General features: G+C 42.4%; 25 protein-coding genes and 2 pseudogenes. 21 read left to right on the forward strand and 6 right to left on the reverse strand.

Annotated features, from left to right (window positions below):
- Positions 1-161 precede the first annotated feature (161 nt).
- Positions 162-602, reverse strand: a complete 441-nt coding sequence (locus MKP07_RS22255) for a uracil-DNA glycosylase (protein WP_262919419.1) — start codon at positions 600-602, stop codon at positions 162-164.
- A complete protein-coding gene (locus MKP07_RS43845) occupies positions 527-832 on the reverse strand; it encodes a uracil-DNA glycosylase family protein (RefSeq protein ID WP_262919420.1) in 306 nt (101 codons plus the stop codon). Before MKP07_RS43845 ends, MKP07_RS22255 begins: the two co-directional genes overlap by 76 nt.
- A gap of 148 nt (positions 833-980) precedes the next feature.
- Between MKP07_RS43845 and MKP07_RS22260 the strand changes: the two genes are divergently transcribed.
- From MKP07_RS22260 to MKP07_RS22275, 4 genes are all read left to right on the forward strand, one after another.
- Positions 981-1,892: a DnaJ C-terminal domain-containing protein gene (locus tag MKP07_RS22260; RefSeq protein ID WP_240849201.1), complete on the forward strand. Its 912-nt coding sequence runs from the start codon at positions 981-983 to the stop codon at positions 1,890-1,892.
- A 3-nt stretch (positions 1,893-1,895) separates the two neighbouring features.
- Entirely contained in the window at positions 1,896-2,168 is a 273-nt protein-coding gene (locus tag MKP07_RS22265) for a chaperone modulator CbpM (RefSeq protein ID WP_240849203.1), read from the forward strand.
- Between the two features lie 112 nt (positions 2,169-2,280).
- Positions 2,281-5,436, forward strand: a complete 3,156-nt coding sequence (locus MKP07_RS22270; protein ID WP_240849205.1) for a glycoside hydrolase family 2 TIM barrel-domain containing protein — start codon at positions 2,281-2,283, stop codon at positions 5,434-5,436.
- Between the two features lie 155 nt (positions 5,437-5,591).
- Positions 5,592-7,022 carry a Gfo/Idh/MocA family protein gene (locus MKP07_RS22275; RefSeq protein ID WP_240849207.1) on the forward strand — a complete coding sequence of 477 codons (1,431 nt, stop codon included), beginning with the start codon at positions 5,592-5,594 and terminating at the stop codon, positions 7,020-7,022.
- Positions 7,023-7,605: 583 nt separating this feature from the next.
- On the opposite strand, the gene MKP07_RS22280 is transcribed toward MKP07_RS22275, so the two are convergent.
- The 4 genes from MKP07_RS22280 to MKP07_RS22295 form a co-directional block, all read right to left on the reverse strand.
- Positions 7,606-8,274 carry a DUF4097 family beta strand repeat-containing protein gene (locus MKP07_RS22280; protein ID WP_240849209.1) on the reverse strand — a complete coding sequence of 223 codons (669 nt, stop codon included), beginning with the start codon at positions 8,272-8,274 and terminating at the stop codon, positions 7,606-7,608.
- A gap of 98 nt (positions 8,275-8,372) precedes the next feature.
- Entirely contained in the window at positions 8,373-9,329 is a 957-nt protein-coding gene (locus tag MKP07_RS22285; RefSeq protein WP_240849210.1) for a sigma factor-like helix-turn-helix DNA-binding protein, read from the reverse strand.
- Positions 9,326-9,736 carry an RNA polymerase sigma factor gene (locus MKP07_RS22290; protein ID WP_240849212.1) on the reverse strand — a complete coding sequence of 137 codons (411 nt, stop codon included), beginning with the start codon at positions 9,734-9,736 and terminating at the stop codon, positions 9,326-9,328. The genes MKP07_RS22285 and MKP07_RS22290 overlap by 4 nt, the downstream gene beginning before the upstream one ends.
- A 716-nt stretch (positions 9,737-10,452) precedes the next feature.
- Positions 10,453-10,785 carry a hypothetical protein gene (locus MKP07_RS22295; RefSeq protein WP_240849214.1) on the reverse strand — a complete coding sequence of 111 codons (333 nt, stop codon included), beginning with the start codon at positions 10,783-10,785 and terminating at the stop codon, positions 10,453-10,455.
- A 172-nt stretch (positions 10,786-10,957) separates the two neighbouring features.
- On the opposite strand from MKP07_RS22295, the gene MKP07_RS22300 reads away from it, so the two are divergent.
- The 17 genes and pseudogenes from MKP07_RS22300 to MKP07_RS22375 all read left to right on the forward strand — a co-directional run bounded on the left by MKP07_RS22300 (position 10,958) and on the right by MKP07_RS22375 (position 21,069).
- A complete protein-coding gene (locus MKP07_RS22300) occupies positions 10,958-11,194 on the forward strand; it encodes a hypothetical protein (protein ID WP_240849217.1) in 237 nt (78 codons plus the stop codon).
- 11 nt (positions 11,195-11,205) lie between these two features.
- Positions 11,206-11,385, forward strand: coding sequence for a hypothetical protein (locus MKP07_RS22305; protein WP_240849219.1), 180 nt, complete (start codon positions 11,206-11,208; stop codon positions 11,383-11,385).
- A gap of 18 nt (positions 11,386-11,403) precedes the next feature.
- Entirely contained in the window at positions 11,404-11,940 is a 537-nt protein-coding gene (locus MKP07_RS22310) for a YciE/YciF ferroxidase family protein (RefSeq protein WP_240849221.1), read from the forward strand.
- Positions 11,941-11,980: 40 nt separating this feature from the next.
- Positions 11,981-13,167, forward strand: a pseudogene (locus tag MKP07_RS22315) (catalase); the annotation flags it as partial.
- 87 nt (positions 13,168-13,254) lie between these two features.
- Complete coding sequence (locus MKP07_RS22320; protein WP_240851002.1) at positions 13,255-13,812, forward strand: catalase-related domain-containing protein; 558 nt, start codon at positions 13,255-13,257, stop codon at positions 13,810-13,812.
- Between the two features lie 47 nt (positions 13,813-13,859).
- Complete coding sequence (locus MKP07_RS22325) at positions 13,860-14,111, forward strand: hypothetical protein (RefSeq protein ID WP_240851003.1); 252 nt, start codon at positions 13,860-13,862, stop codon at positions 14,109-14,111.
- 34 nt (positions 14,112-14,145) lie between these two features.
- Positions 14,146-14,370, forward strand: a complete 225-nt coding sequence (locus MKP07_RS22330) for a hypothetical protein (protein ID WP_240849223.1) — start codon at positions 14,146-14,148, stop codon at positions 14,368-14,370.
- Entirely contained in the window at positions 14,319-15,008 is a 690-nt protein-coding gene (locus tag MKP07_RS22335) for an SDR family oxidoreductase (RefSeq protein WP_240849224.1), read from the forward strand. The genes MKP07_RS22330 and MKP07_RS22335 overlap by 52 nt, the downstream gene beginning before the upstream one ends.
- A 148-nt stretch (positions 15,009-15,156) precedes the next feature.
- Positions 15,157-15,309, forward strand: a complete 153-nt coding sequence (locus tag MKP07_RS22340) for a hypothetical protein (protein ID WP_240849226.1) — start codon at positions 15,157-15,159, stop codon at positions 15,307-15,309.
- A gap of 8 nt (positions 15,310-15,317) precedes the next feature.
- Positions 15,318-15,806, forward strand: a complete 489-nt coding sequence (locus MKP07_RS22345) for a chemotaxis protein CheB (RefSeq protein WP_240849228.1) — start codon at positions 15,318-15,320, stop codon at positions 15,804-15,806.
- Positions 15,807-15,847: 41 nt separating this feature from the next.
- On the forward strand, positions 15,848-16,264 hold the full coding sequence (locus MKP07_RS22350; protein WP_240849230.1) for a hypothetical protein: 417 nt from the start codon (positions 15,848-15,850) through the stop codon (positions 16,262-16,264).
- Between the two features lie 46 nt (positions 16,265-16,310).
- Entirely contained in the window at positions 16,311-16,712 is a 402-nt protein-coding gene (locus MKP07_RS39280; protein ID WP_262919421.1) for a chemotaxis protein CheB, read from the forward strand.
- A gap of 13 nt (positions 16,713-16,725) precedes the next feature.
- A pseudogene (locus MKP07_RS22355) lies at positions 16,726-17,732 on the forward strand (CheR family methyltransferase).
- Positions 17,733-17,811: 79 nt separating this feature from the next.
- Positions 17,812-18,942: a PAS domain-containing protein gene (locus MKP07_RS22360; RefSeq protein ID WP_240849231.1), complete on the forward strand. Its 1,131-nt coding sequence runs from the start codon at positions 17,812-17,814 to the stop codon at positions 18,940-18,942.
- A 21-nt stretch (positions 18,943-18,963) separates the two neighbouring features.
- Positions 18,964-19,338, forward strand: a complete 375-nt coding sequence (locus tag MKP07_RS22365; protein WP_240849233.1) for a hypothetical protein — start codon at positions 18,964-18,966, stop codon at positions 19,336-19,338.
- Positions 19,339-19,343: 5 nt separating this feature from the next.
- Positions 19,344-19,745: a hypothetical protein gene (locus tag MKP07_RS22370; protein ID WP_240849235.1), complete on the forward strand. Its 402-nt coding sequence runs from the start codon at positions 19,344-19,346 to the stop codon at positions 19,743-19,745.
- A 100-nt stretch (positions 19,746-19,845) separates the two neighbouring features.
- Complete coding sequence (locus tag MKP07_RS22375; protein WP_240849237.1) at positions 19,846-21,069, forward strand: sensor histidine kinase; 1,224 nt, start codon at positions 19,846-19,848, stop codon at positions 21,067-21,069.
- Position 21,070 lies beyond the last annotated feature (1 nt).

The following is a 21,070-nucleotide window of genomic DNA, read 5'->3' on the forward strand; positions in this document are numbered from 1 at the left end:
ATTTCCACCTCACCACTTTCCATTCCCCACTAGCGTTTACAATTTAGCACATTACATGGAGAGAAGCATAGGTGCGGAGAATAATGCCTATTGAAACTTTGAATCTTGAATATGGAACATTGAACATTTCCTTCCTCGCCATTCCCTACTTGCCTGCTTTTCTACAATTTCCAATCTACCGGCTCAATACCTTTTTCCATCAGGTATTTGTTGGTTTTTGAAAAATGCTGGCATCCCAGGAACCCGGCATGTGCGGATAAAGGAGAGGGGTGTGCGGCTTTAAGAACATGATGTTTGGTTTCGTCAATAAACGCTGCTTTTTCCTGCGCAAATTTTCCCCACAACAAAAACACCACATGCTCTTTTTCTTCAGCAATTTTTTTAATCACTGCATCTGTAAACTGTGCCCAGCCAATTTTGGCATGGCTCATAGGTTCTGCAGCACGAACGGTTAAGGAGGCATTCAACAGGAAAACGCCTTCTGCTGCCCATTTGCTCAGGTCGCCATCCTTCGGTCTTTCCATACCTATATCAGTCTGCAATTCTTTAAAAATATTAACCAGAGAAGGGGCGCGGGTACTCCTGGTTGTACAGAGAAACATAAACCATGGGCCTGTCCCGGGCCATGATAAGGATCCTGTCCCAGTATGAGCACTTTTACTTTATCAAATGGGGTAGAATTGAAAGCATTAAAGATCATGGGGCCGGGAGGATAAATAATTTTCTTTTGCTCCCTTTCCGTTTTAAGATGATTAACAATATTGGAAAAGTAAGGCTTGCTAAATTCGCCTTGCAGCTTTTCTTTCCATGAAGCTTCTATCTGAACATCCATTGATTTTGTAATTTAAGTCTCAAACCTACCTAAAATTTTTCAATCATGAAATCAGGTGGCCATGCAATGGGATGATTTTTGTATACTTATTAGAGAAGGCAGACCATATTAAAGAAAAGATGTAAATTACTATAATGATTTTTAAACTATGGAATATATAGATTATTATAAAGTGCTCGGTGTAGAAAAAAATGCAACGGCCGATGATATTAAAAAAGCCTATCGTAAGCTGGCCCGGAAGCATCATCCCGATTTGAATCCCAATGATCCCGAGGCAGTGAAAACATTTCAGCAGATCAACGAAGCACATGAAGTATTAAGTGATCCTGAGAAAAGGAAGAAATACGATCAGTATGGAAAAGACTGGAAGCATGCAGATCAGTTTGAACAAGCCCGTCAGCAAAGGCAGCAGGAGCGTGGCCCGCAGCAGGGTTATGGCAATGACGAATATTTTTCCTACAGCAATGAAGGAGACTTCTCTGACTTTTTCTCCCAGATGTTTGGTGGAATGGGCGGCCGCTCATCGCAAGGCAATGTAAAATACAAGGGGCAGGATTACCGGGCCGAAGTGAAGCTGAACCTGAGCGAAGCTTACAAAACCCATCAGCAAACCTTTACAGTGAACGGTAAGAATATTCGTATAACGGTACCTGCTGGTATTGAAAACGGCCAGGAGATTAAAATTAAAGGATATGGGGGTGCTGGTGTAAACGGAGGTCCTGCGGGGGACCTGTTCATAACTTTTCAGGTCTTTAACGATACTTCCTTTACGCGAAAAGGTAATGACCTGTATAGAGAAGTGCCTGTCAGTTTGTACAAAGCGGTTTTAGGTGGAGAAGAAACTGTTGAAACAATAGATGGAAAAGTGAAGCTTACCTTACAACCCCAAACACCTAACGGCACCAAAGTGCGGCTAAAGGGAAAAGGATTTCCGGTGTATAAAAGCGAAGGTAATTTCGGAGATTTTTATATTACCTGGCAGGTGGCATTGCCAACACATCTCACAGAAAAAGAAAAAGAACTATTTCAACAACTGGCCGATGAAGCCTCTAAAAAATAAGCTATGACTAACGAAAACAATATTTTAATAGAGGAGTGCTGTAAACATTACCGCATTGAAACGTCTTTTGTAAAAACCCTAAACGAATATGGATTGGTTGAACTGAGTTATACCAACGAGTCTTATTTTATTCACAACGATCAGCTCTCATCGTTAGAAAAATATGTACACCTGTATTACGACCTCGATATCAATTTTGAAGGTATAGAAGCGATCAGCCATTTATTAAATAAGATCGAGCATTTACAGCATGAGTTGCGTCGCCTGAAAGGATAGATGCTGTAAATACACTCAATAAGGGCAATCGTTTGCGCAAAGCTTTGTGGTTAGCGGGTTTCAGTGTTTCTTTGAGGGATTGTTTTTCCAACTATTCCAACCACAGAAGTTTATGAAGTTTTTATCTTTTCTCACGTTATCTATTTTAAATATTTACAGTGTTTCAGCCCAGTCTTTACCAACCGAACTGCAAACCCCGGAGATTGTTTCCGTCAACAGGATGCCGATGCGTGCAACAGCTTTTGCTTACGAAAGCAAGGCGCTGGCTGAAAAGCGGGTAAAGGAACAGTCTGCTTTTTTCTTATCATTAAATGGCAGCTGGAAGTTTAACTGGGTGCAGAATCCGAACGACCGCCCTAAGGATTTTTATAAAACAGATTTTGATGATAGCCAATGGAAAAACTTTGCGGTTCCTGCCAACTGGGAGCTAAACGGGTATGGCTTGCCCATCTATGTGAATCATCCGTATGAGTTTGCCGGTCGCAGGCTTACAGGCGCCAGAATGAATCCTCCTTTCGATATTCCTGCGGATAATAACCCGGTTGGGTCGTACCGGAAAAAAATTACTATTCCTGCCAATTGGGATGGTCGACAGGTATTTATTCACCTGGGCGCTGTAAAATCAGCATTCTTTATTTGGGTGAATGGTAAAAAAGTAGGTTATAGCGAGGATAGCAAACTGGCCGCTGAATTTGACATTACAAAATATGTAAAAACCGGCGACAACATGATAGCCCTGGAAGTATACCGCTGGAGTGATGGCAGCTACCTGGAATGCCAGGATATGTGGCGTATTTCGGGCATTGAAAGGGACGTATACTTATATGCAACTCCTAAATTAGACATACGGGATTTTAAAGTACAAAGTGGCCTCATTAACGATTATAAAGACGGGCAACTGCAGGTAGATGTTGAAGTAAATAGTTACAAAACTGATATTAAAACCCTGCATTCCAAACCAGATAGTTTTTATGTTGATCTCCAATTAGTGGATGCAAAGGGGAAAGAAGTGTTGAAAAAGAATGATGAAAAAGTTAAGACCGTATTAGGCCGGTATAAAACCAATGTATCATTTGAAGGCATTATTCCTTCTGTAAACACATGGTCCGCCGAAATACCTTACCTGTATACCTTATATCTTTCGCTGAAGGATAAAGCTGGTGATATAATAGAGGTGATACCTGTTCGGGTGGGATTCAGAAGCATTGAGATCAAGGGCCGGGATTTCCTGGTAAATGGTAAGCGTGTATTTTTTAAAGGTGTTAACCGCCACGAGCATAATCCTAAAACAGGCCATACTTTAACCAGGGCAAATATGTTGAAGGATATGGAAATGATGAAGAAGTTAAATGTAAACGCAGTCAGGCATTCTCATTATCCTCCTGATCCTTACTGGATGGAGCTTTGCGACGAGTATGGTTTGTATGTCATAGACGAAGCCAATATAGAGTCTCATGGACGCTACTATGACTTGGAATACACTTTCGCTAATGATAAACAATGGCGACTGCCACATCTGGAAAGAATTACACGTATGTATGAGCGGGATAAAAATTATCCTTCCATCATTACCTGGTCCTTAGGTAATGAAGCCGGCAACGGGGTAAATATGTACGAAGCCTATGACTGGCTCAGGAAGAAAGATACCCGCCCGGTGCAGTACGAGCGTGCAGAGCGCGATTACAATACTGATGTGATCTGTCCTCAATATCCTTCGCCTGACTGGGTTGCCGGATGGGCAAGAGCAAAGGAGCAACGTCCATTGATTATGAGCGAGTACGCGCATATTATGGGTAATAGCCTGGGTAACTTTAAAGAATATTGGGATGCTATTGAGTCTACACCCGGTGTGCAGGGCGGATATGTTTGGGAGTGGATCGATCAGGCTTTTGATACGGTTAAAAATGGTAAACGGATTATGGCTTATGGTGGTGATTTTCCTTTAACTGGTCCGGTGAATGAAGACTTTAGTGATAACGATTTTTGCGTGAAGGGAGTAGTAACTGCCTACAGGGAATTAACACCGATGGCCGTGGAGCTTAAAAAAGTGCACCAGTTTATTAAAACGAAATATATTGCTCATAATACCATCAATATTGCCAATACTTATTTCTTTCGTGGAGTAGATAACGTTCAATTATATTGGGAAATATTGGAAGATGGAAAACCGGTAGAAAAAGGAACAGTAAACAATCTGAATATTCAACCCCGGAGTAATGTGGATGTTAACCTGCCTGTTAAAACCAAACCTAAAAATGGCAAGGAGTATTTCCTGAATGTTTATTACCGGTTAAAAACAGCAGAACCTTTGCTGGATAAGGGCTATGAGCTGGCATACGATCAGATGGCTTATGCCGGGCAACCAACTTCTATCAAGTCAATTAGTGCTACAGGTGTAATTAACGAATCCAAAACCGGAAATACCATTACTTTAACGGGTAAAACTTTTAGCGTGGTATTCGATACCGGAAAAGGGATATTGTCCTCTTATCGCAGTGGCAATGTAGAGTTGCTCCAAAATGGTCCACAGCCAGGTTTTTACAGGGCCGCTACTGACAACGATATCGGTGCCGGTTTAAACCAGTCCTTGCGCGCATGGAAAGATGCGTATGAGAAAAGTGGTATTGCCAATGTTACTACAGAAAGAGTTAATGCAGGCACTTACCGGGTAAGTATTACCAAAACCATACTGGATGGAAAAGCCAATACCAACGAAGTATTTACCGTTTATGGAGATGGTACTATTCACGTAAGTAACAATTTTACGGTTAACGAAAGCAGTCCGAAAACTTTGATGCGTTTGGGTAATGATCTCAGGGTGAATAAGCAGTTTAGCACTATTCAATGGTATGGCCGTGGACCCTGGGAAAACTACTGGGACAGAAAGTATGCAAGTGAAGTAGGTGTATACCAGCAAAAACTCGATCAGCAATATTTCTCTTATGCACGTCCGCAGGAGAGCGGCAACAAAACAGATACCCGCTGGTTTACACTCACCAACGGTAAAGGCCGGGGTATCCGTGTTGATTTTGCAGATAGCCTGCTTTCTTTCTCAGCATTACCCTACAGTACAGATGATCTCGACCCTGCGCCGCAGAAACATCAGTATCATTCAGGAGAACTGGTAGAGAGAGAGCAGATCTACTTACATATCGATCTCAAACAATTAGGCGTGCAAGGTATTGATAGCTGGGGAGCTATGCCATTAAAGAAGTACTGGGTAACACCCGGGCAATATAGTTATAGCTATTGGATACGAACCTTATAATTACTAAATGTAGATTCATAGCTATAAGTGTCTTTGATTTTTGCGCAAACGGTTGCGTGAAGCGATACATAACCGAATCACTACCTTAGTCGTGTCAAAATAATATTTAACGAAAGTCCATATTGAAAGACGAATCATTCACAAAAAAACTATTTATGAACAGGTTGAAAATTCTTTTCGTAGCTGTTACTTCCCTGGCACTAACCGTGCAAAGTTTGGAAAGCTTCGGACAGACCTCTAAATCAGGAACTCAAAAAACAAAAACAGACAGATCCATTGTTACTCCGGTTCCGGTACGTCCCGCAGGACAAAAGGATATGCTGGGCTATGCAGCGCCCAAGATACCAGTGGTAAGAGTAGGGTTTATCGGTTTAGGTATGCGAGGGCCGGGCGCTGTAGAACGTTGGACTCATATTCCCAATACGAAGATCATTGCAGTAGCCGACCTCAGACCGGAAAGGGTAGAGGCTGCCCAGAAGATTCTTGATAAGAATAATGTAACACGTGCCGCTGAATATTCCGGTTCAGAAGATGCCTGGAAGAAATTATGCGAGCGAACCGATATCGACCTGGTATATATCGCTACAGATTGGAAGCATCACGTTCCGATGGCGTTGTATGCAATGCAAAAAGGCAAACACGTAGCTATTGAAGTGCCGGCTGCAATGAACATGAAAGATATATGGGACCTGATCAACACCTCAGAGAAAACACGTAAACATTGTATGATGCTCGAAAATTGCGTGTACGATTTTTTTGAGCTGACTACTTTAAACATGGCGCAAAAAGGTTTATTCGGAGAAGTAATTCATGCCGAAGGGGCTTATATCCACCAGTTGTCTCAGTTCTGGGATGATTACTGGAATAACTGGCGCCTGGACTACAATAAAAACTTCAGGGGCGATATTTATCCCACACATGGTATTGGACCGGTTTGCCAGGCATTAAATATTCATCGCGGTGACAAAATGAACTTTTTGGTTTCTGTAGATACGAAGTCTTTTAACGGTCGTGATGAGTGGAAGAAAATGAAGGGTGAAGATCCGGGTGAATTTAAAAATGGTGATCAAACCATTACCATGATCAAAACGCAGAATGGTAAAACCATGCAGATACAGCATAATGTTATGACGCCGCGCCCTTACTCGCGTATGTACCAGTTAACAGGTACCAAAGGATTCGCTAATAAATATCCTTTAGAAGGCTACGCTATAGGTGGAGATCAGCTTTCGGCTGATGATGTACCTAATCATGAAAAATTAAGTGCTCATAGCTATGTATCTAAGGATGTGAAAGACGCATTAATGAAGAAATACAAACATCCTATTCACCAGGAGTTAGAGGAAACAGCAAAGAAGGTAGGCGGACATGGCGGAATGGATTTTATCATGGACTATCGCCTGGCGTATTGTTTACAAAATGGTCTTCCTTTAGACATGGATGTTTATGATCTGGCTGAATGGTGCTCTTTAGCTGAGTTATCTGCAGTTTCTCTGGATAATGGAAGCGCACCAGTATCAATTCCCGACTTTACCCGTGGCTCATGGAACAAAATACAGGGTTATAAGCATGCATTCGTTAAATAAAAAGAGGGCATAAAACTCATATAAACTTTCTCTTAGTGCAATCAGTTAGAAAATAGAAATGCCTCCGGCGACGGAGGCATTTTCTTATATACGAGGAGTATTAATTAGATGACATATTTTTAAGCTAGCTGTAATAATCTGCTGCAGTTTAGCTGTTCGGTTTTTATTACCCAATCACATTGAAGCTTAACCTATTTCTAAATTATCACAATCCTTTAAAGCAACCAACAATCAATCATCTACAAAAGCATTTGGAATTTATGGTTTGAATGCAATTATTGTTGATAGACTAGATGTATATGCTTACAATATTTCTCGCCCAGCCAGCTTCGTCGATAACCTGCGAGCAGACGAAATTGAAATGTTAGAACTTGGGGCGGCTGTTAGGTGTCTTTATACTATCGAAAATTGCAAATGAAGAATGGGGAAACGGCGATAAATGTTGATGCTCTCGAAGACCTAATTACTAAGAAAATCTAAATTATTCCATCTACCTAAAAACCTTAAAATGCCTCCGACGAGGGAGGCATTTTCCTATATGTATCACGAACGGAGTGACTATGAGTGCATGTTTCCTTGAATATTACTTCAATGTAATATCTCCGAAACTGCTGCTAATGTTTACTGAGGCCTTACCGGATCCCTGCGAACCTGAATAGGTTTTATCGAATGTAGGTCCGTATCTGTTATCCTTGGTCTTGTTTATAATATCTAGCTTACTGTTGTTTTTCAGGCTTCCAAAACTCGTTTTGATATTAAGCGTAGTATTGAGTTTCGACGATACATTGATCGAAACATCGGAGTAAGATACTTTCATGTCCAGCTTTTCCAGGTTGTCATTTAATCCCACTTTGGTTCCCTTACAAAAGTCAATTGTACTGGATATGATACCTGAAAGATTGTCAATTTTCATATCTGAGTAAGAGATTTTGATTTTACCATCATTAATTGCAGTAGAAATAAGCGAGCCAAATTCTACATTTACATCTTTTGCTTTTTGGAGTTTACCTGTCACAATCGGGCCAAATGATTGTTTGATATTGATCTCACCCTCCCAGTCAGGTATACTAGTACTTCCAAATTCGTTCTTAACATCCAGTGGATTACCGGCCGGCATGTATACCATATAATTAATTTCCATTTTTGATTTTTGCCCTTTGGTATTGTTATTACCCCGGAATTTGGTAGTAAAAGTAACAGGATTGCCATCGCTGCTTTCGATAGAAATATTGTCAAGAATACCTTGCGCCACACGTTCATTTTCAGAAAATGCTATGATGGTTACATCTACTTTTACCTCGTTCCGGTCCCAGGCTTTTACTTCTACCTTTCCAAACTGGTTAGCAATTTTTACCTTTTGGCCACCTGATAAAGCATAGCTCTTACTATAGGTTTTTCTTTTTCGTTGAAGTTATCGGCGTGCGCAGCGTAGGTTGTTAGTGCAAACAGCAGAAACAACAGGCTACAGATTTTTATAGTTCTTCTCATCGTTAATGTTCTTTTTTTGTGTACTTGTTTTAAAATCTCGAGTTGTTTATTGAGCAGATCTGCTTGCATTTTTAAGTTGCCAATCATGGCTTCCAGTAATTTTTCGCTGTTTACTCCCTTGGATAGCTGCGATTTTAACGCATCGTAGGATGTTTCCAGCATTTCGGCGTCCCTGGAGAATTCTTTATAAAGCTCAGGCTCCGTTTTTTTGAGTTCTTTCATCTGTCCCTGCTTTATTTCAATCAGCCTTACATAATGATATAGTTCCTCTTCTTCAATGCTCCTTTGAGGGGCCGTACTTTTCTCTTTTTGGGGATCGTTCCCTGCCATTTGACTATGGGGACTATCGGTCGTAACCAGGGGCTGTTCCCCGCTAACTGTTTCCGGGCCCTTGTTAACCATAACGGGGGTACTGTCGGTTTCACTGCTGGTTGCTGACGCAATTTCGGGTGCCTGGCTGCCTGTGCGATTGAGGTTATAAAAAACAACGGCTGTAGTTACCACTAAAGCTACAACGGCAGCTACCTTCATCCAGCTTTTTAAAGCGAATACCCTGCCTTTGGACGGAGCTTCCTTAGTTACGTCCAGCTTTCCTTCAATGCGTTGCCATAAAGCATCAGATGGGGTATAGTCATCAAATGCATTTTTATTATTCCTGATAAAATCTTCCAGTTTCTTACTCATGCTATAGCGTTTACTGTATCGATCCTTTTTCCTTGCGCGATGGTAGATCGTTCTTACATTATTATGAGATACATTGAGAAGCGTGGCAATTTCTTCCTGTTTCAGGCCATCTATAACAAATAAATTAAAGATCACGCGATAATTTTCGGGGAGCTTTTCAATTGCTTTTTTATTCTGTCGATATCCGCCGAAAAGTCATCTTCATCTAATTCTGCGCTGTCTCCGGCATTGATGTTACTAATCTCTGTATCCACCCATTGAATCTTCTTCTTTCTCAGCAGGCTAATAGATTTGTTAATGACAATCCTGCGTAGCCATGCTTCAAAAGAACTCTTATAAGTGAACCGGTCCAGGCTGTTAAAAGCATCTATGAAAGCCTCCTGTACCGTATCTTCTGCATCTGCCAGGTTGTTCAATACACGCATACTACTGTTCAACATAGCCTTGGCATATCGGTGATACACATCATAAAAGGCCTGCTTATTGCCCTCGCGGCAAAGTTCCACCTGTTCATCCAATGCTATTTCTACCGTAAGGTTCAATGTTAGTATTTGCGTCTTTTATATAATAATAGCAAAAAAGAGAAGAATGTTACACTTTATCAAAAAAAATAAATTTCTCTTAAATTGAATTTTTAAAACTTTGAAAATCAGTATTTTGTTGTGTGCTTAAAGGGTTTGTTTGAGTGGTAACATCAATTAAAAGATTGATTGCAGATAAATAAGTGGGAGAAGTCAAGGTAGGCTAATCACTTAATGGATGCGAATTTTTAATTGGGTTGTTCATATAGCTAATCACCGCAATGTATTTTGGAGAATTAAATTGTACGTTTACGGATTATTTTATATATATTAGGGGTGGAGTCTTCGTTGTTTTACCGGGAATAATTTCAGATGCTGATAGGTTATATTGGCGTAACCTTTAAATTTACCTTCTACAAAACAATATATAACTGATTACTCGTGTGCTAGAGGGCTGTTCTACCGTCTTTTTAGCATAGTCGGTATTTTATGTTTGCAGCCTCAATAGGAGATCGAATGATGCAATTTACTTTTAGCGAGTTTACAATACAGTAGTTGAGTGTATAAAGAATAGACCCCTGTGGAAACAGGGGTCGCAACCAAAACTAACTGCTTATGAGAAAATCTTTATTTAGAATAAATATTGTAAAACTTGTTTGTGATAAAAATTGCAATAACTATGCCATCTGTTTAAATGGAGGACTTTTCAACTTTAAATGTTGAAAGTTGGCATTGTTTTAACATTTTCTTCTTTTGGCCATTGCTATAAATAGCAATCCGCTAATAGTTAGCAAAACCACTGCGCCAATATACCGGCTACGATCTATTTGGCTTATCTCCAGGCGCTGTTTTTGTTTTTGAATATCCGTTACTTGCCTGATGAAATTGGAAGCATTGGCGTCATCATAAGCGCCATAGGCATCGATCAAAGTGCCTTTACTGCCATCTGCAGTGCTGATCAAATAAAGTATGGCATTATCTGCCGGATCGCTTTCTCCCTCAAACCGGTAAAAATCGTCAATACTTACTTCTGTGGGGTGGTAATATTGGTCCTTGCTATCCCAAAGCATGCCGTTAGGATTTACGTTGAAGTTGGTATCATAACCTTTTTTACTGCGTTATTAACCAGGTCGGATAATGTGGTCATTTTTTCAGACGAAGTATCTTCCTGAAGGTCGTTTGTTTTTGTAGTCATAACGATAAGTTTTCGATTACATTTTATACATTATTGTGAGGTCAAAAATGCTGCCGTTTTCATGTGCGGATAAAGAGGCGCAGCTAACCGGCTGCCACACTATATTATGGGATGGCGGCACTAAAGATGTAGTAGCACAGATCAGAGACCTGACTGAAGGTCGTAGCACAAATGTCTGTATTGATGCAGTGGGCTTTGAGCCATCAAGAAATATATTAGAGAAGGCCAAGGCTGTGATCAATTTTGAAGCAGGATCGGTTAAGGTGCTACAATATCTTCAATAAAAAGAAGATGATTGCTTAAAAGTGGTGTTAGATACCTGGAAATACTGTGTCGCTTATGTGGAATTATTTACCCGCTGGTACCGGAGCGGTGGTTAATAATGGAAGAATCGCCACATCCGGGTCTTTCATTTACTACTTTGAGTTTGTATGGTAGCGATGGCTTTATTCTTGTTACTACTTTGTATACTTAAATCCTATCTATAATTATTATGGCAAAGACATCTAATACAAAGAAAGTAGTGAAGTCTGCTTCAAACGGACTTGCAGATTTGTTAACGCAACGACTTCAAAGTATATATTGGGCTGAATCGGAATTGTTAAAAACCTTGCCTCAATTAAAAGAGCAGAGCAATTCTCAGAAGTTACAGGCCGCTATTACCGAGCATATTGCACAAACTCAAATGCATGTTACGAGACTCGAAGAGATATTCTCTGCATTGAAGGAAAAAGCTGGGGCAATAAAATGCGAAGGACTACAGGGGATTTTAAAAGAAGGTGCAGTAACGATCAGTCAGGCTGAAGAAGGCCCTGTTCGTGATGCAGCTATCATTGGCGCCTGCCAGTTGGTAGAACATTATGAAATAGCCTCTTATGGCACTCTGGCGGCTTACGCAAAAGTTTTGAATGAAAAGCAGGTGTTGGATCTTCTTTTAAAAACATTAACAGAAGAAAAGAAGTCCGACCAGATCTTATCTGCTATAGCCGACACTCAGCTGAATGCTTCAGCAACAACAAGTCGGGCCTAGCATTCAATTTTTAACAAACAAAATTTAAAACATTGTATAGATGGAAGATAACAATAAGAGCTACAACAACGGTAATGATCCCAAGGCAGAACAATTGAAAGCATATACCAGCAATCACCAGGGAGAATTTTTGAATACCAACCAGGGGCTAAAGATCAATGATGATCAAAACTCTTTAAGGTCGGGTGACAGGGGAGCTACCTTATTGGAGGATTTTATCCTTCGCGAAAAAATTACGCATTTCGATCATGAGCGTATTCCCGAAAGAATCGTTCATGCAAGAGGCTCAGGGGCTCATGGATATTTTGAGTTATATGAGTCGCAGGAGAAATATACAAAAGCAAAATTGTTTACAGATACGTCTGTTAAAACACCAATTTTTGTAAGATTCTCCACTGTTGCCGGATCGAGAGGCTCAACTGATTTGGCAAGAGACGTAAGAGGCTTCGCCGTTAAGTTTTACACGCAGGAGGGTAACTATGACCTTGTAGGTAATAATATGCCTGTGTTTTTATACAGGATGCCTTGAAATTTCCAGATCTTGTTCATGCGGTGAAGCCTGAGCCACATAATGAAATTCCTCAGGCGGCGTCTGCACATGATACCTTTTGGGATTTTATAGGACAGATGCCGGAAAGCATGCACATGATACAATGGCTCATGAGCGACCGGGCTATTCCACGTAGTCTTAGAATGATGGAAGGTTTTGGCGTACACACTTTCCGTTTTATTAATGCCGATAACAAGGCGAGCTTTGTAAAATTTCACTGGAAGCCTTTGTTGGGTGTGCATTCCGTAGCATGGGATGAAGCGCAGCGGATATCTGGCAAAAACAGCGATTTTCATAAGCAGGATCTTTGGGAAGCGATAGATCAGGGACAATATCCTGAATGGGAACTGGGTGTGCAGATAGTTCCTGAAGAAGAGGAACATAATTTTCCTTTCGATCTGCTGGATCCCACTAAGATCATCCCGGAAGAGATGGTACCGGTTCAAAGGATAGGAAAAATAACCTTGAACCGTAATCCTGATAATTTTTTTGCAGAGACAGAGCAGATCGCTTTTCATCCGGGCCATTTGATACCAGGTATTGATTTTACCAATGATCCTTTACTACAGGGACGATTGTTCTCTTATACAGATACGCAGTTGTCACGTTTGGGTGGACCTAATTTTCACGAAATACCTATAAACCGTTCCATTCCTGAGGTGCACAACCACCAGCGCGATGGCATGCACCGGATGCAAATCAACAAGGGTAAGGTAGCGTATAATCCCAATACTTTGGCTGGCGGTTGCCCCTATCAGGCGATGATGGCAGAAGGTGGCTTTCATTCTTACGAAGAGCGGATTGACGCTAAAAAAGTGAGAGCCCGCAGCCGCAGCTTCTTTGATCATTTCAGTCAGGCCACTTTATTCTACAACAGTCAGTCTGAAATAGAAAAGCGCCATATACAGAACGCCTTTTCTTTCGAGCTGGGGAAAGTGTTGGTAGAAGGTATAAGGCAAAGAATCGTTGACATGTTGTTGGAGGTAGATGCCGACCTGGCCAATATCGTAGCTGCTAACCTGGGATTAACACCTAAAAAATTACCACAACCTATTACGGGCAGTATTCCTGCAGATGGAGATACTGAAGCGCATTATTCTTTTAAAGAAGGATTACCGGTTGCGGTATCGGAAGCTTTGAGCATGCAGAATACCATTAAGGATATTAAAACCCGCAAAATTGCCATATTGGCGGCAGATGGAGTTAATGGTGAGGCTTTATTGGAACTAAAAACAACATTGGTAGAAGCTGGCGCCACCTGTAAAGTTATAGCGCCGAAGCAAGGTTTATCAACGCCGATAATGGCGATCTGGTTAAAGTAGATGAAAGTTTTCTAATTTCTTCCTCAGTTTTATATGACGCGGTTTTTATAGCCGATCATTCCAATACGGCCATGCTGGAGGGTTGTAAGGATGCTCTGCATTTTATAGCGGAAAGTTTTAAGCATTGTAAAGCTATCGGCGCTACCAAAACAAGCAGTTCGTTATTGCAGATCGTATTGCCAGGGGATGCTATTAAAAGTAAGGGAGTGATCACCAATGGTAATGCTAAAGCATTTATGGACGCGGTTGCACAGCATCGCTTCTGGGAAAGGGAGGAAACACCGGTAGTGGCCGCCTGATCTTTTAACCATTCTAAACACAACAATATTTGATATGTCAAAGTTAAAACCTAAAAAAGAGGTAAATCCTCCACAGGAACAGCCGAGGCCGGGGCTGGAAGAGCAAATGAAACCCGTACCGGAAACCAACCCTTTAAACCGGGGATCAGGTAAATTACAATCGAAGAAAGTATTAATAACCGGGGAGATAGCGGCATTGGTAAGGCAGTGGCGAAGTTGTTTGCCAGTGAAGGTGCTGCAATTGCACTTTGTTATTTGAATGAAGACGAAGATGCCGATAGGGCAAAAGCAGACATAGAAAAGTGGGGAGCGGACTGTATATTGATACCCGCTGATATTAGCAGCGAAGACAGTTGCAGGGAGGTTGTAAAGATAGCCGTGGAAGGATTGGGCGGACTGGATATACTGGTAAACAATGCGGCTGCCCAATGGGAGCAGGAAGATATTGCGGATATTAGCACAGAGCAGCTGCTAAAGACATTTGCTACTAATTTCTTCTCCTGCTTCTGGATGACCAAGTATGCGTTGGAGCATTTAGAAGAAGGCGCCTGCATTATCAATACAACCTCCGTAACCGCCTATCGGGGAAGTCCTACATTAATGGACTATGCAGCCACCAAGGGAGCTATCGTGGCTTTCACCCGTAGCCTGGCAGACAGCCTGGTGAAGAGAGGCATAAGGGTAAATGCCGTCGCGCCTGGGCCTATCTGGACACCGTTAATTGTTTCATCATTTGACGCTAAAAAGGTTTCCGAATTTGGAAGTGATACACCTATGCAGCGACCCGGCCAGCCTAACGAAGTGGCGCCGAGCTATCTCTTCCTTGCCTCAGATGACAATAGTTATATGACGGGGCAGGTATTGCATCCCAATGGAGGTGAAATCATTAATGCCTGATATTGCTATCGGTCATTACTTATGGTTGTAAGCCGCTCCGATACCTCTTTTCAATGGTACTCCCGGTTATAAATCTGTAAAAGCGATTACGGCTGGCACGTTAAATGCTATTGTTATTACACATGTATTTAACTGATAAATAAAGTGTATGAAAAGAAGGAAAGATGCGGGGCCGTCAACTGATTCGGCCCTCGGCGAAAAAGAAAGAATTATTGTGGTGGGCGGCTCAGCAGGAGGGGTAAATGCTTTAAGAACTTTTGTTAAGGGGCTGCCGCATGATTTCACAGCGCGGTTTTTATAACATGGCATATGTCTGCTGACTCGAGTGGCATCTTACCCGAATTATTAAGCCAAGTTACTGTATTGAAAGTGGCGCATGCGTTAGACTATGAGCCTATTCAACCCGGGCGCATTTATGTAGCCCCGCCAGATCACCACTTGCTAATTGAGTCGGGACATCTTAGAGTGACCCGTGGCCCCAAAGAGAATCGTTTCCGGCCCGCCATCGATCCGCTATTCCGTTCTGCCGCTTATGCCTATAAAAACCGTGTGATAGGAGTAATTGTATCAGGTGCGCTCGATGATGGTGTGGCGGGACTCTGGACTATCAAAAACAATGGCGGTATTGCCGTTGTACAAGACCCTGATGATGCCGATATTCCTTCGATGCCTCAGAACGCCTTAAGGGAAGCGCCAGTAGATTATTGTATACCTGCCGCTGATTTTCCTGCTTTGCTGCAAAAGCTTATTAAACAAAAGTTACCTCCCGGCGTTCAAAGGAGCAAGTATTACCCATAAAACTAGAGAAAGATATAGCAGGTGAAACAAGGGGCGCCGGTATGAAGGCCTTTAGTATGGGAGAGTTAAGCCCGTTTTCCTGCCCCGAATGCCATGGGGTATTGGCAAGGATCAAAGAAGGGGATGTGCTTCGTTTTCGTTGCCATACGGGTCATGCCTATTCTGCCGATACTTTGTTGTTTGCACTCACCGACCAGATCGAGCAGCAATTGTATAGTGCTATGCGGGGCATGGAAGAAAGTGTTCTTTTGTTGAATCACATGGGTGATCATTATGCAGAAGACAATGAACCTGTTAAGGCAGCCTTCTGTTTTAAAAAGGCCAAAGAAGCAGAAGACAGATCCCGGCAGGTGCGTAGTGTTATACGCAGCCAGGAACTTTTAACGAGAGCACGTGTTGCGGAAGATGGAGCGATGGGGAAAAACATAACCGTAGAAAAAGCAAGGTCTGGGCAGTAGGTTATATATTGCGGTGACAATTAACCCATCAACACAAATTAGCAGAATGACAAACCTACTTGACAGCCAGGGAGGAAAGGACAAAGCAGAGGGATTTAAGAAAGAGGAACCTTTTAGGGTGGTAGTGTTAGGTACAGCAGCAGGAGGGAGAGTAGCATTGGATGACTTTTTCAGGCAACCTGTTCCTAAGGATACTTCTTACATTATAGCTGCGCATCTTTATGAAGATGAGCTGGACGCATTGAGCAATTCATTGAGAAGTATCAGCTCAATGCAGGTAACTATTGCGAAAGAAAAAATTTCATTCGAACCCAATCGTATCTATATTCTTGCATCCAATGGCGGATGGCGTGTTGCAGGAGACTTTTGGGTGGTCTCACCTGATGAAGACGAGATAACTCATCCGATAGATGGTCTGATGCAGCAGGTAAGCGCTTTTTTGGAATGAATACTATAGAGTCATTCTTTCCGGAAAAGGAACAGATGGAGCTGAAGGTGTAAGGAGTATTAAAAAGGCCGGAGGAATCGTTTTTGTACAAAATCCGCGCGAAGCCCTTGAAAGTGAAATGTGCCGCAATGCAATTATGACCGAATGTGTAGATGAAGTACTGTCTGCCGGGGATATTCCCGCTCGGATTCAGGCTATTAAAGAATACCGGGTTAAAGTTCCTGCACAGCAGGATGCTGCGGCAGATGCCGGGCTGCAGCAGCGGGCGCTGGAGCATATCTTTGACGAGATCGTTCATCACACCGGGCATGATTTTACCAATTATAAAAAGCCCACACTACTGCGAAGGATTGAGCGACGCCTGGCTGTACATCAGTTGCCGGATTTATCCTCTTACGCCTCCTTTATTTCCGGGCATAGTGAAGAAGTGTCGGCATTGGTCAACGATCTGCTGATATCTGTTACCAGCTTTTTCAGAGATGCTAAAGCGTTTGATACATTGGAGCGGGAAGTATTGCCCATGCTATTAAAGCCCAAGAAAAAAGAAGACCTGCTGAGAATATGGATACCAGGTTGTGCAACTGGCGAGGAAGCTTACACTATTGCTATTTTATGTGCTGAAAAAGCGGCTGATATCAAAGAGTTGCCCAGGATACAGATTTTTGCGACTGATATTGATACACAGGCCATCAGTGTTGCCCGTGAAGGATTATACACGGCCAGCGAATTAGTAAATGTATCGCCTGAACGCATCAGGCGCTTTTTTACCGAGAGGAAAATATGTTCCGTATCCGTAGGGAGATAAGGGAAACGATCATGTTTGCCAATCATAATTTCCTGAAAGATCCACCTTTTTCGAACCTGGACCTGGTAAGCTGCCGCAATGTGCTGATCTATTTGGACAGGGTAGCTAAGGATCGGGTGATCAACACTTTTCATTTTGCATTGAACCCGGGTGGTTTCCTGTTGCTCGGCTCTTCTGAGTCGATAGACCCTGTTTCGGGTTTGTTTTTTTTATAGCAGGGAAAATCACATTTTCCAGAGTCGCCGTTCGGGTGGTCGTATATATGCGTCTGCAGAACCCCGGAGCACGGCGGGATTGAGTAATATTGCCGCATTGGAGCCTGGTAACCAGGAAATGGAGCATACAAAAGAGGCTTTGTCACTAGGAGCACTTCACCTTCAGTTATTGGAACAATATGCACCTCCCTCCGTACTGATCAATGAAGAGTATGACCTGGTGCATCTTTCTGAAAATGCGGGTCAATACCTACAAATGGCGGGCGGTAGTATAACCCGTAATATCCTAAAACTCATCAGGCCCGAACTAAGGCCTGAGCTTAGGTCTGCTTTATATCAGGCTACACAGCGAAAGACTGCCGTAGAAGCAAGAGGATTGGAAGTGGACCTTGGAGATCGCAGGGAAACGGTCAATATCCTTGTTAGGCCCATAGTGAATATGGAGACCAGCCTGCCGTTTTTGTTGATCATATTTGGTATAGCAGCGGGTAAAGAGCCTGAAGTAGACAGGGTCACAGATGAGCCTGTGACTAAACACCTCGAAGAGGAGGTAGCCAGGCTAAAAACCCAACTGCGTTTTTCAAATGAGCAGCACGAATTCCAGGCCGAAGAATTAAAAGCTTCTAACGAAGAGTTGCAGGCGATGAATGAAGAGCTAAGGTCGGCAGCCGAAGAGCTCGAAACGAATAAGGAAGAACTGCAGTCGATTAATGAGGAGCTACGTACCGTTAATGAAGAGCTCAAGATCAAAATAGGAGAGACCAGTCTTTTCGCTAATAATTTACAGAACCTGATCAACTCTACTGATATTGGTACGATTTTTTTGGATAGGGCATTCAGGGTGGCTTTATTTACGCCGGCGGCCCGTAATATTTTTAACCTGATCCTTAGTGATTACGGACGGCCCATTACAGATATTACCAGCAAGCTCACTTATAGTGAATTATTGGAGGATGCCGAAGCAGTGTTGGAGAAACTTAGCATGGTGGAGAAGGAAGTAACAACGGTTGATAACCAGGTATACCTGATGCGTTTGTTTCCTTACCGGACTACCGACGACCGGATCAATGGAATAGTAGTGACCTTTATTGACATCAGCACCCGTAAGGTGGCTGAAGAAAAGCTGAAGGAAACTATCGGAGAACTTACCAGATTTAATAAAGCGATGATCAGCCGGGAAACCCGTATGATCGAATTAAAAAAGAAGTAAATGAGCTGAAGCGGCGATTGGGTGAACCTGAAATTTATCGCTTCTCCATTGAAAACGATGCGGATGATGGAAAATAAACCAGAAAGAAATAAAAGAGACGCGGCTTTGGGTGGTTTTAACCTCGAAGAATTGCAGAAATCCAACAAGGAGTTTAAAGAAGCCCGCCTTGCGGCGCTTAACCTGATGGAGGATGCTATTCTTTCTGAACAGGCATTGCGGCTGACAGAGGAACGCTATCGCTTTCTGTTTGATAATATTGACCAGGGCGTACAGATTTGTGAACTGGTTAGAAACGAGGCCAGCATTGCAACCGATCTTGAACTGGTGCATGTTAATACAGCCTGGTCGCATATTACAGGTATTAATACAGAGAACGTAAAAGGAAAAAAGCTTTAGGATGGTTGCCAGCGCTCGATCAGCCCTGGTTCAGGTATTGCGAGCAGGTAAAAGATAGCGGGGTCTCTACCCGGTTTGAAACGAGGATGAATGGGATACAATGGCTGGATATGGTGGTGACACAAATGGAAGAGGATCGCTTTATGATACTGGTTAGTGATATTACTGAACGGAAGCGGCAGGATGTAAACCAATCTTTACTAGCTTATTGCAGCGCTTCGCTATTGAAGGTGAACAGCCTTAAAGATATGATCAATGCCATTGGCGAAAACGTACACAATTTTTTGGGTTCTGTAGCCTGTACTTTTCTTAAAGTGGAAGAAGACCAGGATACGCTTCAGCTGGTAGCTGGTTGGCAGGACGCACCTCAACCGCTTCAGGATGAGGAACTTTTTTATCAGCATTGATTACGGATGCCAACCGTAAACAACTTTCCAGATCAATACCCTTAATATTCAACGATGCGGTGTTGAGCCAACAGCACCTAAAGATCCGGCTCTGGGCATAATGAGGGCAGCCTTATATGTTCCTATTGTAAAGGAACAACAAGTAAGATATCTCCTGTGTATCTATCATAACGATCCCTATCAATGGTTCAGCGACCAGGTAGTACTATTGACCGAACTCGCAGGCCGCACCTGGAATAAACTTGCCAGGTTGGAGGCGGAAGAGCGGCTAAAAGCTTCGGAAGAGAATTATAAAGCTATTGTTAACCAAAGTGTGTCGGGTATTTTTAAGATAGCATTAGATGGCCGTATACTTTTTGCTAATGAGTATTTTACCAAGATGCTAGGTTACACGCCTGAAGAGCTGCAGGAGATGAGAGTGACTGATCTGATACATCCGGATGACCGGGAAAAAACTTATATAGGTTTAAGCAATATGGTGCAAACCGGCAAGCCGTTCGACATGGAGAAGCGGCTAAAAAGAAAAAACCAATCTGTTTTGTGGGTTACGAATTATGTGGCACCTTTATTCGATGGGCTGAAGGAACCCACAGGTGCATTAGTCGTATCGGTAGATATCAGCAGGCAAAAAGCAGTGGAGCTTCAAAAAGATGAATTTATCAGTATTGCCAGCCACGAACTAAAGACGCCTTTAACCAGTGTAAAAGCCTATGGGCAGCTGGTACAACAAACATTAAAAGAGGGAAATACGGAAGAGCTGGATGATATGATCGGAAGGATGAACCTGCATATCGACCGTTTGGTGAACCTGGTTAGTACAATATTGGACACAACCAAACTGGAACGGCAGGAGTTTTCAATAAATCTGGAGCAGCTGGATATTAATGAGCTAATAACCGAAAAGGTAAAGGAAAATCAGCTAGCCGCACCTCATTTTCATTTTGTACTGCATCCTTGTACTGCATTATGGATATATGGCGACAAAATTTCTCTGGGACAGGTATTAAATAACCTCATTTCCAATGCCATAAAGTACGCTCCCCATGGAAGTACTATAACAATTGATTGCCGGCAAGAGGAAGCCGGGGTGAAAGTGTCGGTAACGGATCAGGGCATTGGTATCTCAGAGAAAGACCAGGAAAAGATTTTTGAGAAATACTATCGCTCGGTGGGGTTACTTGAGTCAGGCCGTTCTGGCATAGGATTAGGCTTATATCTATGCGGAGAAATTATAAGACGGCATCATGGAGAAATTGGTGTTTCCAGTAGTCTTGGGCAGGGAACTACTTTTTATTTTACCATTCCATCCATCCCTCAAAAATAAA

The organism is Paraniabella hibiscisoli, assembly GCF_022512515.1.
In the GTDB taxonomy this organism is placed as follows: Bacteria; Bacteroidota; Bacteroidia; order Chitinophagales; family Chitinophagaceae; genus Niabella; species Niabella hibiscisoli.

Coding starts and splice junctions, on each gene's coding strand:
- MKP07_RS22255 (WP_262919419.1), bottom strand. CDS start 602: ATGTTTCTCTGTACAACCAGGAGTACCCGCGCCCCTTCTCTGGTTAAT.
- MKP07_RS43845 (WP_262919420.1), bottom strand. CDS start 832: ATGGATGTTCAGATAGAAGCTTCATGGAAAGAAAAGCTGCAAGGCGAA.
- MKP07_RS22260 (WP_240849201.1), top strand. CDS start 981: ATGGAATATATAGATTATTATAAAGTGCTCGGTGTAGAAAAAAATGCA.
- MKP07_RS22265 (WP_240849203.1), top strand. CDS start 1,896: ATGACTAACGAAAACAATATTTTAATAGAGGAGTGCTGTAAACATTAC.
- MKP07_RS22270 (WP_240849205.1), top strand. CDS start 2,281: ATGAAGTTTTTATCTTTTCTCACGTTATCTATTTTAAATATTTACAGT.
- MKP07_RS22275 (WP_240849207.1), top strand. CDS start 5,592: ATGAACAGGTTGAAAATTCTTTTCGTAGCTGTTACTTCCCTGGCACTA.
- MKP07_RS22295 (WP_240849214.1), bottom strand. CDS start 10,785: ATGCTTTGGGATAGCAAGGACCAATATTACCACCCCACAGAAGTAAGT.
- MKP07_RS22300 (WP_240849217.1), top strand. CDS start 10,958: ATGCTGCCGTTTTCATGTGCGGATAAAGAGGCGCAGCTAACCGGCTGC.
- MKP07_RS22310 (WP_240849221.1), top strand. CDS start 11,404: ATGGCAAAGACATCTAATACAAAGAAAGTAGTGAAGTCTGCTTCAAAC.
- MKP07_RS22320 (WP_240851002.1), top strand. CDS start 13,255: ATGGCAGAAGGTGGCTTTCATTCTTACGAAGAGCGGATTGACGCTAAA.
- MKP07_RS22330 (WP_240849223.1), top strand. CDS start 14,146: ATGTCAAAGTTAAAACCTAAAAAAGAGGTAAATCCTCCACAGGAACAG.
- MKP07_RS22340 (WP_240849226.1), top strand. CDS start 15,157: ATGAAAAGAAGGAAAGATGCGGGGCCGTCAACTGATTCGGCCCTCGGC.
- MKP07_RS22345 (WP_240849228.1), top strand. CDS start 15,318: ATGTCTGCTGACTCGAGTGGCATCTTACCCGAATTATTAAGCCAAGTT.
- MKP07_RS22350 (WP_240849230.1), top strand. CDS start 15,848: ATGAAGGCCTTTAGTATGGGAGAGTTAAGCCCGTTTTCCTGCCCCGAA.
- MKP07_RS39280 (WP_262919421.1), top strand. CDS start 16,311: ATGACAAACCTACTTGACAGCCAGGGAGGAAAGGACAAAGCAGAGGGA.
- MKP07_RS22375 (WP_240849237.1), top strand. CDS start 19,846: ATGAGGGCAGCCTTATATGTTCCTATTGTAAAGGAACAACAAGTAAGA.